The sequence below is a fragment of the Aminobacter ciceronei genome (genome assembly GCF_014138625.1).
Lineage (GTDB): Bacteria > Pseudomonadota > Alphaproteobacteria > Rhizobiales > Rhizobiaceae > Aminobacter > Aminobacter ciceronei.
Genome location: NZ_JACJHY010000014.1, coordinates 60,109 through 74,017 on the forward strand (window position 1 = coordinate 60,109; position 13,909 = coordinate 74,017).

Annotated in this window: 17 protein-coding genes and 1 tRNA gene; 10 read left to right on the plus strand and 8 right to left on the minus strand. The window is 64.6% G+C overall.

Going from position 1 to position 13,909, the window contains the following annotated elements:
• Positions 1-83: 83 nt before the first annotated feature.
• The 5 genes from HNQ95_RS15570 to HNQ95_RS15590 all read left to right on the plus strand — a co-directional run bounded on the left by HNQ95_RS15570 (position 84) and on the right by HNQ95_RS15590 (position 4,507).
• A complete protein-coding gene (locus HNQ95_RS15570; protein WP_154385261.1) occupies positions 84-851 on the plus strand; it encodes an SDR family NAD(P)-dependent oxidoreductase in 768 nt (255 codons plus the stop codon).
• Positions 848-1,789, plus strand: a complete 942-nt coding sequence (locus tag HNQ95_RS15575; protein WP_182574476.1) for a 2-dehydro-3-deoxygalactonokinase — start codon at positions 848-850, stop codon at positions 1,787-1,789. The genes HNQ95_RS15570 and HNQ95_RS15575 overlap by 4 nt, the downstream gene beginning before the upstream one ends.
• Complete coding sequence (locus HNQ95_RS15580) at positions 1,786-2,421, plus strand: 2-dehydro-3-deoxy-6-phosphogalactonate aldolase (protein WP_154385260.1); 636 nt, start codon at positions 1,786-1,788, stop codon at positions 2,419-2,421. Before HNQ95_RS15575 ends, HNQ95_RS15580 begins: the two co-directional genes overlap by 4 nt.
• A gap of 1 nt (position 2,422) precedes the next feature.
• Positions 2,423-3,292 (plus strand): SMP-30/gluconolactonase/LRE family protein, encoded by an 870-nt coding sequence (locus HNQ95_RS15585; protein WP_154385259.1) that lies wholly within the window; start codon positions 2,423-2,425, stop codon positions 3,290-3,292.
• Positions 3,293-3,451: 159 nt separating this feature from the next.
• Complete coding sequence (locus HNQ95_RS15590; protein ID WP_182574477.1) at positions 3,452-4,507, plus strand: D-alanine--D-alanine ligase family protein; 1,056 nt, start codon at positions 3,452-3,454, stop codon at positions 4,505-4,507.
• A 30-nt stretch (positions 4,508-4,537) separates the two neighbouring features.
• On the opposite strand, the gene HNQ95_RS15595 is transcribed toward HNQ95_RS15590, so the two are convergent.
• Complete coding sequence (locus HNQ95_RS15595; RefSeq protein WP_067955657.1) at positions 4,538-4,894, minus strand: septal ring lytic transglycosylase RlpA family protein; 357 nt, start codon at positions 4,892-4,894, stop codon at positions 4,538-4,540.
• A gap of 173 nt (positions 4,895-5,067) precedes the next feature.
• On the opposite strand from HNQ95_RS15595, the gene HNQ95_RS33670 reads away from it, so the two are divergent.
• A complete protein-coding gene (locus HNQ95_RS33670; RefSeq protein ID WP_246340767.1) occupies positions 5,068-5,388 on the plus strand; it encodes a hypothetical protein in 321 nt (106 codons plus the stop codon).
• Between the two features lie 119 nt (positions 5,389-5,507).
• A complete protein-coding gene (locus tag HNQ95_RS15605) occupies positions 5,508-6,404 on the plus strand; it encodes a glycosyltransferase family 2 protein (RefSeq protein ID WP_067955656.1) in 897 nt (298 codons plus the stop codon).
• Here the strand turns inward: HNQ95_RS15605 and HNQ95_RS15610 are convergent.
• Complete coding sequence (locus HNQ95_RS15610) at positions 6,388-7,980, minus strand: alkaline phosphatase family protein (RefSeq protein WP_182574478.1); 1,593 nt, start codon at positions 7,978-7,980, stop codon at positions 6,388-6,390. The two genes, HNQ95_RS15605 and HNQ95_RS15610, sit on opposite strands and share 17 nt — an antisense overlap.
• A gap of 231 nt (positions 7,981-8,211) precedes the next feature.
• Between HNQ95_RS15610 and HNQ95_RS15615 the strand changes: the two genes are divergently transcribed.
• The 3 genes from HNQ95_RS15615 (at position 8,212) to HNQ95_RS15625 (ending at position 10,099) form a co-directional block, all read left to right on the plus strand.
• Entirely contained in the window at positions 8,212-8,586 is a 375-nt protein-coding gene (locus HNQ95_RS15615; protein WP_067955652.1) for an SPW repeat domain-containing protein, read from the plus strand.
• 237 nt (positions 8,587-8,823) lie between these two features.
• The gene (locus HNQ95_RS15620; RefSeq protein ID WP_182574479.1) at positions 8,824-9,078 is read left to right on the plus strand and encodes a hypothetical protein; all 255 of its coding nucleotides are present in this window, start codon (positions 8,824-8,826) and stop codon (positions 9,076-9,078) included.
• Between the two features lie 61 nt (positions 9,079-9,139).
• A complete protein-coding gene (locus tag HNQ95_RS15625) occupies positions 9,140-10,099 on the plus strand; it encodes a hypothetical protein (RefSeq protein ID WP_182574480.1) in 960 nt (319 codons plus the stop codon).
• 43 nt (positions 10,100-10,142) lie between these two features.
• Here the strand turns inward: HNQ95_RS15625 and HNQ95_RS15630 are convergent, their stop codons facing one another.
• The 6 genes from HNQ95_RS15630 to dapB all read right to left on the minus strand — a co-directional run bounded on the left by HNQ95_RS15630 (position 10,143) and on the right by dapB (position 13,908).
• Positions 10,143-10,718 carry a hypothetical protein gene (locus tag HNQ95_RS15630; RefSeq protein WP_182574481.1) on the minus strand — a complete coding sequence of 192 codons (576 nt, stop codon included), beginning with the start codon at positions 10,716-10,718 and terminating at the stop codon, positions 10,143-10,145.
• Complete coding sequence (locus tag HNQ95_RS15635) at positions 10,715-11,143, minus strand: outer membrane beta-barrel protein (protein WP_182585802.1); 429 nt, start codon at positions 11,141-11,143, stop codon at positions 10,715-10,717. Before HNQ95_RS15635 ends, HNQ95_RS15630 begins: the two co-directional genes overlap by 4 nt.
• A gap of 257 nt (positions 11,144-11,400) precedes the next feature.
• The gene (locus tag HNQ95_RS15640; RefSeq protein WP_067955642.1) at positions 11,401-11,889 is read right to left on the minus strand and encodes a YbjN domain-containing protein; all 489 of its coding nucleotides are present in this window, start codon (positions 11,887-11,889) and stop codon (positions 11,401-11,403) included.
• A gap of 230 nt (positions 11,890-12,119) precedes the next feature.
• Positions 12,120-12,204, minus strand: a tRNA-Leu gene (locus HNQ95_RS15645).
• A gap of 236 nt (positions 12,205-12,440) precedes the next feature.
• Entirely contained in the window at positions 12,441-13,058 is a 618-nt protein-coding gene (locus HNQ95_RS15650) for a 2,3-bisphosphoglycerate-dependent phosphoglycerate mutase (RefSeq protein ID WP_067955640.1), read from the minus strand.
• A 40-nt stretch (positions 13,059-13,098) separates the two neighbouring features.
• Entirely contained in the window at positions 13,099-13,908 is an 810-nt protein-coding gene (gene dapB / locus HNQ95_RS15655; protein ID WP_067955638.1) for a 4-hydroxy-tetrahydrodipicolinate reductase, read from the minus strand.
• Between the last annotated feature and the right edge of the window lies 1 nt (position 13,909).

The following is a 13,909-nucleotide window of genomic DNA, read 5'->3' on the forward strand; positions in this document are numbered from 1 at the left end:
CGGTTCCCACTTCTTGCGATCTTGCTCTATGACGGTGGGCATGTCCGGCTTTGGGGGAAGTGGGCGAGGCGAGGGGAAAGATCATGATGCCATCGGCACGTTTTCCTGATCTCGAGGGCCAGTCGGTGCTGATCACTGGTGGCGGCACCGGCATCGGTGCGTCGCTGACCGAGGCGTTTGTCCGGCAGGGCGCGAAGGTCGCCTTCATCGACATCGCGCTGAAGCCGAGCCAGGAGCTGTGTGACGAGATCGAGCAGGCGACCGGCAACCGGCCGCTCTATCTGCGCGCCGACCTTCGCGACATCTCGGAGCTGCGCCGGGCCGTCGGCCGGGCCGAGGAAGAGCATGGCCCGGTGACGGTTCTGGTCAACAACGCTGCCAACGACCTGCGCCACGAGGTATCAGATGTCACTCCCGAGAGCTGGGACGAGAACCAGGCGGTGAACATCAGGCCGCATTTCTTCACCATCCAGGCGGTGGCGCCGGGCATGGTCAAGGCCGGCGGCGGCTCGATCATCAATTTCAGCTCGACCTCCTATATGCTCAACATCGGCGCCATGCCGGCCTACACGGCGGCAAAGGCTGCGATCGTTGGCCTGACCAAGGGGCTTGCCGGGCGCTACGGCCCCGACAACATCAGGGTCAATGCGGTGGCGCCGGGCTGGGTGATCACCGAGCGGCAGCGCGAATTGTGGGTCAGCGAGAAGTCGCTCAAGGCGCATATCTCGCGCCAGTGCATCAAGCGGATGATGCTGCCGGAAGACATGGTCGGGCCGGTGCTTTTCCTGGCTTCGGACGCGTCGAAAATGCTGACGGCACAGACGCTGATCGTCGATGGAGGTATCTTGTGAGTGCTACCCCTACGATAGCGGCCGTTGACTGGGGCACGACCAGGCTGCGTGTCTGGCTGCTCGACGCCAAGGGCGCGGTGCTGGACGAACGGCGCAGCGACGAGGGCTTGCTCACGGCGCAGCACAAGGGTTTTGCCACGGTTCTCGACAGGCAGCTGCAGGACATGGGCGCTGCGAAGGACCTGCCGGCGATCGTCTGCGGCATGGCAGGTGCGCGCCAGGGCTGGGTCGAGGCGCCTTATGTCGACGTGCCGTCGTCGCTGGGCGACATTCTGGGCGCCGCCGTGCCCGTGTCGGGTGCCGGCCGCGACGTCCGCATCGTGCCGGGACTGGCCCAGCGCGACCCGCGGGCGCCCGATGTCATGCGCGGCGAGGAGACCCAGCTCGCCGGCATTGCCGCCCTGATCGGAGCGGGCAGCCATCTCGTCTGCATGCCCGGCACGCATTGCAAATGGGTGACCGCCGCGGGCGGCGCCATCCAGGGTTTCGGCACCTGGCCGACCGGCGAGATGTTCTCGGTGCTGGCTCAGCATTCGATCCTGCGCCACTCGATCGGCGACAAGCCGGCAAAGGTGTCGCCGGACAGCAAGGTCTTCCGCGACTGGTGCGGGGAAGCGCTGTCCGACGGCGACATCGGCGCGAGATTGTTCGGCATCCGCGCCGCCGGCCTGCTCTCCGGACTCGGCCAGGAGGATGCGGCAGCGGCACTTTCGGGCCTGCTGATCGGCGCCGAGGTTGCCTCGGCGGTCAGGCGCTTCGGCCGGCGCGAAACGCCTGTCGTGCTTGTCGTCTCCGGCGCGCTGGGCGGGCTCTACGCCGAGGCGATGCGCCTCGCCGGCATTGCGGTGACGATCGCCGATGCCGATGAAGCGGTGCTGGCCGGCCTGGTGGCCGCTGCCCGCCGCAATGGGATGCTGGCTGAAGGAGTGGCTGAATGAGCGTGACTGCACCGTTCCCCGAGCTTGGCCGCGGGCTGGTTGCCATCCTGCGCGGACTGAAACCGGAGGAGGCGCTTGGCGTTGGCCAGGCGGTGTTCGATGCCGGTATCGAGGCGATCGAGGTGCCGCTCAATTCGCCCGATCCGTTCCGCTCGATCGAGATCCTGGCCAGGGCGCTGCCTGCGGCACTGGTTGGCGGCGGCACCGTGGTGTGGGCCAAGGATGTCGATCGGCTTCACGATGCCGGCGGGCGGCTGCTGGTCAGCCCCAACATCGATGCCGAGGTGATGGGCCGCGCGGGTGCGCACAAAATGGTGACGATGCCCGGCGTGATGACGCCGACCGACGCGTTCCTGGCTCTGCGGCTGGGCGCCTCGGCGCTGAAGTTTTTCCCGGCGAGCGTGCTCGGGCCAGGCGGCATTTCGGCGATCCGTGCCGTGCTGCCCAGGGAGACGCAGGTCGGTGTCGTCGGCGGCGTGTCCGAGGTCGATTTCGCCGCCTACGCCAAGGTCGGTGTACAATTGTTCGGGCTCGGCTCCAGCCTCTACAAACCCGGCATGAGTGCTGCCGACGTCGGCGAACGCGCCCGGGCGGCAGTGGCCGGCTGGGACGCCATCGGCAAGGGTGCCTGACATGGCGGCCAGCATCCTGTCCGACGAGACCTGCGAGCTCGGCGAGGGCCCGACCTACGATCCCGCCACCGACACGCTTTACTGGTTCGACATACTGGCGAGCCGGATGCTGGAGAAGAAGCTGTCCGGCGGGCAGACGCGCATCCACCAACTGGACGAGATGGCGAGCGCGATCGCCACGATCGACGGCGAGCGCCAGCTGCTGCTCACCGAAACCGGGTTGCATGTCCGCGATGCTACGACCGGCAAGCTCAAGCTGCATATGTCGGTCGAAGCCGCCAATGCCGACACGCGCTCGAACGACGCGCGTGTGCATCCGTGCGGCGCGCTGTGGTTCGGCACCATGGGCAAGAAGGCCGAGGCCGGTGCCGGCGCCATCTACTGGTTCTTCCGTGGCGAGCTCAGGCTGCTTTTTCCGGCGATCAGCATTCCCAATTCGATCTGCTTCAGCCCGGACGGCAAGACCGCCTACTACACCGACACGGCGGTCAACCTGCTCTACCGCCTCGACTGCGATGCCGACACCGGTCTGCCGCTCGGCGAGCCGAAGCTGTTTGTTGATCGGCGCGGCGACAGGGGCGGCATCGACGGCTCGGTCGTCGACCGCGACGGGGTGCTGTGGAACGCCAGCTGGGGCGGCGGCCGCGTCGACGCCTATGCGCCCGACGGCAAGCTGGTGCGCAGCGTGCCAGTGCCGGCGGTGCAGACCTCGTGCCCGGCCTTCGTCGGGCACGCCGCCGACCGGATGGTGGTGACCTCGGCGGCCGAAGGCATGAGCGCCAAAGCGCGCCGGGCGGATCCGCATGCCGGCAAGACCTTCCTGCTCGACATCCAGGTCAATGGTCGGCATGAGCCGAACGTACTGATCTGAGGCGCGGCAAGCGCCCGCTCTGCAGTCCTTCAACTGGCGGGCCTTGTCGCCCGGACGATGGCAACAGGTCGGTTTTCCGGCAAGCCTGAGACGACGGGGATGCCATTGTCGTGCACCGGCGAAGTGCTTCCGCGCCGCTCGCATGCAGGAACAGTGTCGATGGCCGGACAAAAACCGACGCTTTTTCTCGTCCATGAGCCGGAGCGTGCGTGTTCGGAGCGATTGCTCGATGACGGCTTCTCGGCCCAGGCGGCGATGGAGATCTCGTCCTATCTGGCGCAGTCGACCGACATGGTGCCGGAGTTCAGCGCCCTAGATGAAGCATGCGCCAGGCGTGGCCTCGATTTTCGCGCCGTCGAACTGGACGATGCGGCAGCGGTGCTGGCATCAGTTGACCGTGGCGCCAGCCTGGTGTGGACGCTGACCGACGGCATTGCTTTTTTCCGTGGCGGTGCCGCACCGGCACTTGCCCGGCTGAACGGCTTGCGCACCATCGGCGCCGACGACAGCCTGTTTGCGCTGTGCCAGGACAAGTTTCGTGCCGGTTCCGTGCTATCGGCTCTCGGCCTGCCGGTGCCGGCGGCGGGCCTCGTGCGCGGCGGCGAATGGCTGGTCGAACCGCCGGCGTCTTCGTCGGGCTATTTTGTCAAACCGAACCGGCTCGGCGCCAAGATCGGCATCTGGGCGGATTCGCGGATCGCCAACGTCACGGAGGCGTTGGCGCTCGGGCGCAGGGTGTTCGACGCCTACCGCGACGACGTCATCGTCCAGCCCTATGTCGCGGGCCGCAATGTGCGGGCGAGCTTCCTGGCGGTCGATCCTGAAGTTGGGCCCGAGGCGCTCGGCATCGTTTTTGTCGATTCAGGTGGCGATTTCCAGACCATGGCCGACAGTATGGCGCTCTATGGCGACACCGGCGCGGCAGCCAGGGAAGCGGGGAAGTATGTCGAGCCGGGACTGGTGCAGGTGGCGTCGCTGCAGCCGCGCGCGGCCGAGCGCATCCGGCGGATCGCCGCAAGGCTGGTGGCGGGCCTCGGCCTGCGCGATGTCTTCTCGCTCGACTTCCGCGTCGAGGCCGACGACACCGTGCACCTCATCGAATTCGAGGTCTGCCCGGGCCTGCCCTGCTTCGATTTCCGCGCCTATTGCCGGACGGAGTGGCAGCTCAGCCTCGCCGAGGCGATGGCCGAGACGGCGGCGCGGCGCATCGGTTAGAGGCGCGCCGCGTCTTTGGCAGCGCAACCGTCAGGTGCGCTGCATGCAGACGGACGTATGTCCCGACCTGACGAAGCCGATCTGCTGGGCTGCGCCCTTGGACAGGTCGAGCACGCGGCCCTTGATGAATGGGCCGCGATCGTTGATGCGGACGACGACGCTCTTGCCGTTCTTCTGGTTGGTGACGCGGATTTTGGTGCCGAAAGGAAGCGAGCGGTGCGCCGCGGTCATGGCCGATGGGTTCATGCGTTCGCCCGAAGCGGTCTTCGAGGTCAGTGCATACCAGGACGCCTTGCCGCACTGGGCGGAAGCGGTGCCGGTGAGGGCTATCATCATGCCGGCGGCGAGGGTGGCCGCCGCGATCGCAGGCTTGGCGCGGTTCTTCATCTTCTGGTTAACGCTCTGTTGATAAACACACGGAGCGGTTTCACCCGAAATGTGGCAGCGAATGCGGCAAGCATCGGGCAGTTCCGAGGCGAGCGCACACGTTTGGAGTCTCAAGGTAACAGTTTGTCAGGCCCGTTCGGGACGCAGGGAAGGAATATCTTCATAATTGCGGAGTGGGCGACGAGTTCATCGCTGAATCACTGGATTCGCCGCTGGCGAAAAACTTCTTGATGATACTTTCAGAAGGAAAGAAATATCAAGAATCAAGCGAGCGTTGTGAAGATAATCAACAGGAAGGCTGTGTCGAAATGAAGTTATTGCCAAACATCGTGGCGGGACTCGCGGTCGTCATAGGCATCGTCTGGATTCTGCAAGGCGCCGGCCTGCTCGGCGGCAGCTTCATGACAGGGCGTACAGAATGGTTCTGGATCGGGATCGTGACGGCGTTGGCCGGTTGTGTCGCGTTTTTGTGGCTCAGACGCCCCGGCAGGTGAAACGAACGGTTGCACTGCCGGACGACAACACGTCAGACAATTGCAGCTGGGCGCCGAGCCGCTAAGAATAGGCTCGCTAAGGCGTGGCCGGTCCGGTCGGTATTGGGTGCGAGGGGCAATTGACCGAAATCGGCATGACGATTGCGATATGCACCCGCAACCGGGCGCCGCTGCTCTTGCGATGCCTTGCCGCACTCGCCGCGGCCGAAAAGCCGAGCTCCAGCTTCGAAATCGTGGTTGTGGCCAATGACTGCAGCGACGACACAGTGCCGGTGGCGGAGCGTTTCGCCGACCGACTGCCGATGGTCGTCGTCGCGGAGCCGCGGGGCGGGCTGTCCCACGCCCGCAACCGGGCCATTGATGAGGCGCGCGGACGGCTGATCGTCTGGCTCGACGACGACGCCCTGGTGCGGCCCGGCTTCCTGCGTGCCTATGCAGCCGCCATGGCCGCATCGCCACGATGCAGCATCTTTGGCGGCGTGATCGTTCCGCGCCTGGACGGAGAGCCGCCCGCCTGGCTGCTGGCCGGGCTTGATGTGGTGGAGGGCGCTTATGCGGCCCGGCGGCGAGCCACAGCCGATGTCTTTGCCGACGTCGACGCCGATCTTCCGTTCGGCGCCAACTACGGCATGGTGACCGATGCCCAGCGCCGCTTTCGCTTCGATCCCGAGCTTGGCCGGCGGCCAGGCAGCCCGTTCGCCGGCGGCGAGGAGATCGCTGTGATGCGCGCCGCAATTGCCGCCGGTCACCACGGGTGCTGGGTTCCCGAAGCGATCGTCGACCATCTCATCGGACCGGAGCGGCAGAGCGAGGTCTGGCTGTGGGGGTATTTTCACGCCGACGCACAGCAGCGAATGTCCGCGCACCCGGCGTCGCTTCTGGGTCGGCTCAAGGCCGGTAGGGCCTTTCGCCGTTATCGGCGGGCGCGGACAAGGATGGAGCCCCGGGAATGGCTAAAGCTGTTCGTCAAGGCGGCGCAGCTGGCAGGAAAGGCCGGTGTCAGACCGGATCTCTGAGCAGCGTCTTTCCGCTGGGGGCCAGATCCGGGGATACGCCCAACAGGTCCAGGATCGTCGGCACGACGTCAAAGGAACTGCTGGTGCCCGAGCGGCCGGCTTCGAGGCCCGGGCCGGCACCGAAGATGAACCCCCAGTCGCCGGTATGGCCACCCGTCCGGCGCCAGGGCAGCGGACCGACGGTGCCGAGTCGCTCATGCGTCATGCCAAGAAGGCCCTTGCGGAAAAGGACGTAGAGATCGGCCTCATGTGGCCCGATTTCGAACGGTGGCTTGCCAGCCCGGAAGGTTTCGCGCACCGCCTGTTCGCCGCTCAGCGGATCGCGGCACTGCGACAGCAGCAATTCAAGTTCGTCGAGGAGTGCATCATAGCGTTCGGGCGCCACCTTTCCCGATGCTTCCCGGCCGCGCAGGTTCAGCCGAATCTGTCCGTCGTAAAAGGCTGGAATGGCAAAGGCGTCCATATCAGGCCAGAAGCCGCGATAGCGCGTCGCGGGCATCCAGCCGATGCCGCGAGGCTCCCGCTGGCGGCGAAGCGATTCGGCGTCGCGCCGCCTGCCTATGCCTGCCTTGACCAGCGCGCGGGCAATGGGGCCAGGCTTGTCCGGCCATGGAGCGAGCTTGCGCAGCGTCGGCTCCCAACCCTCATGCTCACCCAGCAGCGGCGTGCCGTCGGCAAGGCGCGCCGCAGGCTTGAGGTCGCGCATATAGGCTTTGCCGAAGCTGCGTCGGTAGAGCAGCTCCGGCAGCAGCGCCATCGCGGGCACGTCGCCCTCGTTCATGCCCATGCCATGCATGGAAAAGGCCAGCACCGTCGCGTCGGGGAAGGTGTCGGCGAGGTCGCCGACCAGGTGGTCGAGCGCTTCGTAGATGCCGATCATCCCTCGCCTTGCCGGGACTGCGGAGGCGTGATGATGGAGGGGGTGTTCGGTATCGATGCCGTGCCAGAACGGCTCGCTTCCGGAGTGTGCCTCGGAGGGAACGACGATCGCCAGATCCCAGTCGGGAAGCCTCTCGCGCAGCAGCCACTGCGCGATCTCGCGGCGCTTTTCGACTGCAGCGATCAGGGCGGCGGCGGCCGCTTCGGTTTTCGCGGCGGAAGGCCAGCAGAAGCCGTAGATCCATTCCGGGGCGGGGTATGGGCCGAACCTGCCGGCAATTTCGGCAGCGAGACCAGGTGGATTGGAATGGGCCTCGACGCCGGGATCATGCGCACCCCAGGCGGCGAGGCCGAGGACATCGCCACTGTCGCCCAGGCGGCAATAGGGCAAGTCGAAGGCCACCACCTTGCGGCCGATGCCCGGCAGATGGGAAGCGGCAGTGACTTCTTCCTGAAGGACGTCATAGGTGGCCGGATCGTAACGGACCGCCGACCAGCGGCCGCCATCGGATGGCGCGAGCCCGGTGGCGACGTGTTCCCAGGCGAGACCCGAAAGCTTGTCGCGGCCATGATCGAGCTTGAGGCCAATGCCGTTGCGCCGCAACCGATCGAGGTTGGGTAGGCGTCCTTCGCCGATCATCCGCTCGACGAGGTCGTGGTCCATCCCGTCTAGCCCGATTGCAATGACGCGCGGCATTTTCCCTCCAGCCTGAGTTCCCCACGACCAGTATTGCTGAGCCAGCCAAGGTCGACAATGGCCGGATAGGACGCGGTAGCCTGCGACACCGGCGCTTCATTGAATTTCTTACCGATATCTGAGATAATATTCCCAGTGCGAGAACGCCCGCTGAGGAGTTCGACTGGCACGCACATAGTCCTCACGGGCGCTCGAGCTTAACTCGAACGTAGCCAAAGAGGATTGTTCATCATGGCAACGCTAAACGTAATGGAGCCCCTTGGGCTCACCCGGCATCGGCGCTGGGAGGACATCGTGTCGATGATCCTCGGCGCCGCGATCATCGTCTCGCCGATGTGGCTCGGCGTGACCGAGATGCCGACAATGATGGCGGTCACCGCGCTCGTCGGTGCTGCGATCGTCGTTCTGTCCGGACTGGAGCAGATCTTCCTGCGGCGCTGGGAAGAAATCCTGTCGCTGTTCTGCGGCGTCTGGATGGTGGTGCAGCCGTTCGTCTTCGAATATGGCGGCGCTCTGCGCAGCTGGCACATCGGCCTCGGCATCGCGGTGGCGGTGCTGGCGACCCTTGAACTCTGGCAGGATCGCAACCGCAACCTCGAGGCATAGCAGCAGCGGGAGACAGGAGAGGGGACCTCTTTCGGGGGGCGGTCTGCGAAGCCGGAACGGTACGGGATTCCGGACCGGGGAATTGCCAGACAGAATTGTCTGGTGCGCTTCACCTGCGCCGTCGCAACACGGCATCCTGCGTGTGGTAGCGCCCGGACGCAGCATGTCACCGAGCTGCCGTGGCGGGGGCCTCACCAGCCCGCCGCCCGGCTGCATGTCGAGCAGCGAGATCTCGAAATGCTCGACCAGCAAGACGAGATCGGCCGGCGCAACGTGCAGGATCTCGACCAGCGCCGCGAATTCGCCGAGGCTTGGCAGTATGGCCAGCGCACCGCGCAGGATGTTTGCCTCGTCTCCTTCGACATCCAGCTTGACCAGCACGCGCATCATCGAAGGACCTGCATCGAAGCTGCGAAGGAGCCGGTCGAGCGTGGTCGTCCGCACCGGCAAGGCGCCGTTGTCGCCGGGCTTGGCGAGACGAGCCGTTCCTGACCAGTTTGGGTCGACGTGAAGCGCGGCCTGGCCTTCCTTGTCGGACAACGCAGCGTCCAGGATGATCGCCGGCAGCCCTGCCTCGTTCGAGATAGGGGCGGATCGCCGGATTGGGTTCGACCGCGATGATGCTTGCCCCGGAAGGCAGGCCGCCATTGACGAGCATCTCGCCATAGTTGGCGCCGACATCGATGACATGCGTCCAGGCATGCTGCTGCAGCAGCAGATGCCAGGCAGACAGGGCGGGCGGATTGAGATTGCCGTCGGACTGGATCAGTTTCTGGGCGCGACGGTCCAGCGGGTCGACATGAATCCACGCGCCGCCAGGCGCGCGGACACGGACCGGCAGCGCGACGGCTTCTTCTGGCGTTCGGCTGCCAGTGCGCCTGTCGGGCAGCCGAAGGAGCTTTTCGCCCAGCCTGCGCAATCGGTTGTGCGGTTTGCGCGCCTCGGCTTTCGCGTTAAGCCGTTCGATCTCGGCGCGATAGGCACGCTCCTGCGCGGTCCATGCGGCCTCTTTCAGCTCGATGCGCCGCACGCGGGCGGCTGCGGGCATCAGGCTGATCGCCGGATTGCGGGAACCCAGGTCGCGATCCCGTCCCACCGTATGTGGCCAGAGATGCAGGTCGGATTCCCTGTTGTCCACGGCCCATGCCGTTGGGCTGAAGCTGGCCGACCGAAACGCCACGTTCATCGAGAGCTGATCCCGGCGCGAGTAGCGCATCACGTGGAAGGCCCAGGCTTCAAGTATGGAAGTGACGCGCGCCGAACGATGGTCGCGGATCATCATGCCTGTCCATCATGGGCGCTCCTCCAGTATTTCGGGGCAGCTCAGCGTGCAGTGGTTGAGCTGCTCGAAAATGCGGGAGGCGTCGTCAGAACCTTTTCTCGCCATCTCCAGGAACTCATCCAGTACCGTTTCCCGGTAGGAATGCGGTGCGACGAGGAAGCCGATTGCCGGATCAGCTCCAGCATTCGTTCGGAGGGGGGCCGTTTCAGGATCACGGAGTTGTCGATGTAGATGGAGCAGTCGTGTTCGGGCAAATGGACATGCGGGCGGATTTTCAGGTTGCGCTGGCTGGTATCGGATCCTGCGGAAACAGCGGTTCGACAACGCGGCAGTCCCTGCTTTCGCTGCGCAGCGCGTGATCGTCGGTCAGGCAGATGAAGGGTAGCTGGGAGCGCGAAGCGACCGGCTGCTCGTTGGCGTTGAAGGCGACCCATTTGCCAAGGGATGGCAAGTCGAGCGAGCCGGGTGCACGGTCGGCCTCGTGCAGGGTCGTACCGGAGCGGAACTTGAGCCCGACCATGACGGTATGGAAGTTCTCGCCATAGCGGTACTGGTCGCTATCGAGCGCATGATAGGAAATCTGGGTGAATTCGTAGCGGGTGAACAACGAGACCGGCCAGGTTTCCGGGCGGATTTCACTCTCCACGTTGAAGTCGAAGATCCGGTTGGGCAGGTTGTCGGTCCACTTCTTGCCGCCGGCATAAGCGCCGTCGAGCTTCACCGACCAGTTGTCGTTGAGGAGGTAGTTGATGCCAAGCCGGGCGAACGGCGCCTCCCGCGTGCCTTCGTCGTACCTGTCGTAAGAATCGAGATAGCCCGCCTGCGCGAAGACCGAGCCCCAGCCGGTCAACAGCTGCCTTCGGCGCCGGCGAACCAATAGTTCATCTCCCGGTTGGAATCGCCGCGATCGTCGTGAATGCCAAGGCCGCCCAGGGCGCCGACGAGAAAGCTGTCCGTACGATGGTAGAGGTGGACGGCGCCATGGCCATAGGCGTTGGTCCTGTCGCCATCGGCGACGTCGGGCTTGCCTAGCGCTGCCGCCTGCAGGTCGCCCTGGATGCCCCAGTTGGGCGCGAAGTCGTAGCCCAGTGTTCCATCAAACATCACGGTTGGACGTGTGTCGTCAACTCTGACGCCGCCTGATGATTCTATCCCCATCCCGCCAAGAGTGTTGTGGACACCGGCGAAGGCAAGGCCGATGCGGTAGCCGATGGACTGCTGGTCGGAAACCTGTTCGCCCGCGACCACAGCCGATGACACGCATAGGAAAGCCATGACGCTGGCTGCGCCAAGATAATTTCTAGATTTCACTGTGCCACCCCGGATTTTCGCTTGAAAATTTTATGGTTCAAATATTATTTGACTGAATGAGTATTGGTGGGGCGATAGCAATGGCACAGACGACAAATTTATCAATATATGAGAAGTAATAATGCCGCGTGGCATATTTGCCTCAGTTTTCTTATCGTGCACGCAAGTATGCAACATGCATGCATCCAGTGCATGCTGCCTGGCAGTCCTGTGCGCGTCGTTCAGCGCCAGCCTATGTACGTCGTGAACTCGGCCATCAGCGTGTCGAAGCGCTCGAGATTCTGTGACAGGTTGGTCGACGAGACGCCGCCGCCGCAGTCGATCAGGTAGTCGAAATAGGTGTTGTCCTTGTCGTTCGAGGCGCGGCCGGCGACCTTCTTGTTGTTCCATTCGAGTGCCTTGTCCTGCATCGCCTTGTCGGTCTTGAAGCTGCTCTGGAACTGGACGCGCCGGCACTTTTGCGGTTCGCCGCCCTCGCAATTGTAGAAATAGACCCAGAAATTCATGCCGGAGGCTTTGGAATCGATGACCGGCAGGTTGTCGCTGTCGACGCCGACCTTGGCCTGATAGCCGGCCTTGGTCATGATGTCCCCGAACTCCGCGACGGTTATGCCTTCCATAACCGTTGGGGCGGCCTGTGGTTTGTCTTCGGCCCTGGCTGCCGTGCCGGCAGCAAGAGCCAGTGCAGCAGCAAGGACCAGACGCAGCATCGGCGGACTCCTCGACGGGTTGTGCTCAATAATTAGCTCAACCTGATATTATCACCTGCGATGGGTCAGTCGGAAGCTGACCATTCGGGCGATGGAGCCGGCTTCGGCAATGCATGGAGATTGTCGGGGAGAACGGGAGAAAAGGCTGGAAAATGCGGACAACAAAAAAGCCCGGCGAACCGGGCTTTTTGAGTGTCTTCAGACAGTTGGAGCTGTCTGAAGCAGGAAACTGGTGCCCAGAAGAGGACTCGAACCTCCACGCCTCGCGGCACACGGACCTGAACCGTGCGCGTCTACCAATTCCGCCATCTGGGCTGGTGGCGGTGATGTAAGCGGGCGAAGCGACTGTGTCAACGCGCTTTTTCTGCTTTTGCCGAGGAATGCTGCGGCAGGCCGCAAATGTCGCATTCGGGTGATGAGGCTGACGCAGGGGCCGACTGGCTTTCGAAGCCGGCGAAGGGTCGGGAGCCGCGTATGCACGGCTCCCGAATACGTTCAAAAATCTACGCCGTCCTTTGCGCGTCCCGTTGGACGGCCGACGCCATCGCGACTCAGGCCAGCACGTCTTTGGAAGCGACGGTCGAATCGGCGTTGAGCTTGTAGACGATCGGCACGCCGGTTCCGAGTTCGAGCTTGACGATGTCAGGCCCAGAAATACCGTCGAGCGCCATGATCAGCGCGCGCAGCGAGTTGCCGTGGGCTGCGACCAGCACGGTGCCGCCGGAGAGCACATGCTTCTGCATGTCGTGCAAATAGTAGGGCCACACGCGCGCACCGGTGTCCTTCAGGCTCTCGCCGCCGGGCGGTGGGGTGTCGTAGGAGCGGCGCCAGATATGGACCTGCTCCTCGCCCCACTTGGCGCGGGCGTCGTCCTTGTTGAGACCGTTGAGGTCGCCGTAGTCGCGCTCGTTGAGCGCGGCGTTGCGGATCGTCTTGAGGTCGCCCTGGCCGAGAACGTCGAGGATATGCTGGCAGGTGGTCTGGGCGCGCGACAGCGCCGAGGTGAAGGCGATGTCGAATTTGAGCCCGCGCGCCTTGAGCTTCTCGCCGGCCGACTTGGCCTCGGCGTGGCCTTGCTCGGTCAGGCCGGGATCGCGCCAGCCGGTGAACAGGTTCTTGAGGTTCCATTCGCTCTGGCCATGGCGGACGAGCACGAGAGTACCGGACATTTTTGCTCCCTTGGGTGAGGACTGTAGTGGCGGAGTTTGATTAGAGGCCGAGCACGTCGCGCATCGAATAGAGGCCGGGCTTGCGTCCATGCGCCCACAGCGCCGCCTTGACGGCGCCGCGGGCAAAGATGGTGCGATCCTCGGCGAGATGCGACATGACGATGCGCTCGCCCGTGCCGGCGAGGATAACCGAATGTTCGCCGACGACCGAGCCGCCGCGCAACGCAGCAAAGCCGATCGTACCGGTTTCGCGCACGCCGGTGTGGCCGTCGCGAACGCGTACGCTCTTCTCTGCAAGTGCGATCTTGCGGCCCTCTGCGGCGGCTTCGCCGAGCAGAAGTGCCGTGCCCGATGGCGCGTCGACCTTGTGGCGGTGGTGCATCTCGACGATCTCGATGTCGAAATCATCGGGTCCGAGAGCCTGCGCGGCCTTCTCGACGAGCACCGACAGCAGATTGACCCCGAGGCTCATATTGCCCGACTTGACGATGGTGGCATGGCGCGCGGCGGCGGCAATCTTGGCGTCGTCGTCCGGCGAGCAGCCGGTCGTGCCAATGACATGGGCGATGCGGGCCTGCGCGGCATAGCCGGCGAATTCGATCGTCGCTGCCGGCGCGGTGAAGTCGAGCACGCCGTCGGCCTTGGCGAAGGCGGACAGCGGATCGTCAGAGATCGGCACGTTGATGATGCCGATGCCGGCGAGTTCGCCAGCATCCTTGCCGAGATGCGGCGAGCCTGCCCGTTCGATGGCACCGACGACACGCACGCCTGCCATGCTGTGCACGGTACGCAACAGCACCTGACCCATCCGCCCGGCGGCACCGACGACGACAAGACCCATCTCGCTCATA

Coding starts and splice junctions, on each gene's coding strand:
- HNQ95_RS15585 (WP_154385259.1), top strand. CDS start 2,423: ATGGCGGCCAGCATCCTGTCCGACGAGACCTGCGAGCTCGGCGAGGGC.
- HNQ95_RS15595 (WP_067955657.1), bottom strand. CDS start 4,894: ATGAAGAACCGCGCCAAGCCTGCGATCGCGGCGGCCACCCTCGCCGCC.
- HNQ95_RS15650 (WP_067955640.1), bottom strand. CDS start 13,058: ATGTCCGGTACTCTCGTGCTCGTCCGCCATGGCCAGAGCGAATGGAAC.
- HNQ95_RS15615 (WP_067955652.1), top strand. CDS start 8,212: ATGGCAACGCTAAACGTAATGGAGCCCCTTGGGCTCACCCGGCATCGG.
- HNQ95_RS15635 (WP_182585802.1), bottom strand. CDS start 11,143: ATGGCTTTCCTATGCGTGTCATCGGCTGTGGTCGCGGGCGAACAGGTT.
- HNQ95_RS15610 (WP_182574478.1), bottom strand. CDS start 7,980: ATGCCGCGCGTCATTGCAATCGGGCTAGACGGGATGGACCACGACCTC.
- HNQ95_RS15580 (WP_154385260.1), top strand. CDS start 1,786: ATGAGCGTGACTGCACCGTTCCCCGAGCTTGGCCGCGGGCTGGTTGCC.
- HNQ95_RS15640 (WP_067955642.1), bottom strand. CDS start 11,889: ATGCTGCGTCTGGTCCTTGCTGCTGCACTGGCTCTTGCTGCCGGCACG.
- HNQ95_RS15590 (WP_182574477.1), top strand. CDS start 3,452: ATGGCCGGACAAAAACCGACGCTTTTTCTCGTCCATGAGCCGGAGCGT.
- HNQ95_RS15620 (WP_182574479.1), top strand. CDS start 8,824: ATGCTCGACCAGCAAGACGAGATCGGCCGGCGCAACGTGCAGGATCTC.
- HNQ95_RS15570 (WP_154385261.1), top strand. CDS start 84: ATGATGCCATCGGCACGTTTTCCTGATCTCGAGGGCCAGTCGGTGCTG.
- dapB (WP_067955638.1), bottom strand. CDS start 13,908: ATGAGCGAGATGGGTCTTGTCGTCGTCGGTGCCGCCGGGCGGATGGGT.
- HNQ95_RS15625 (WP_182574480.1), top strand. CDS start 9,140: ATGATCGCCGGCAGCCCTGCCTCGTTCGAGATAGGGGCGGATCGCCGG.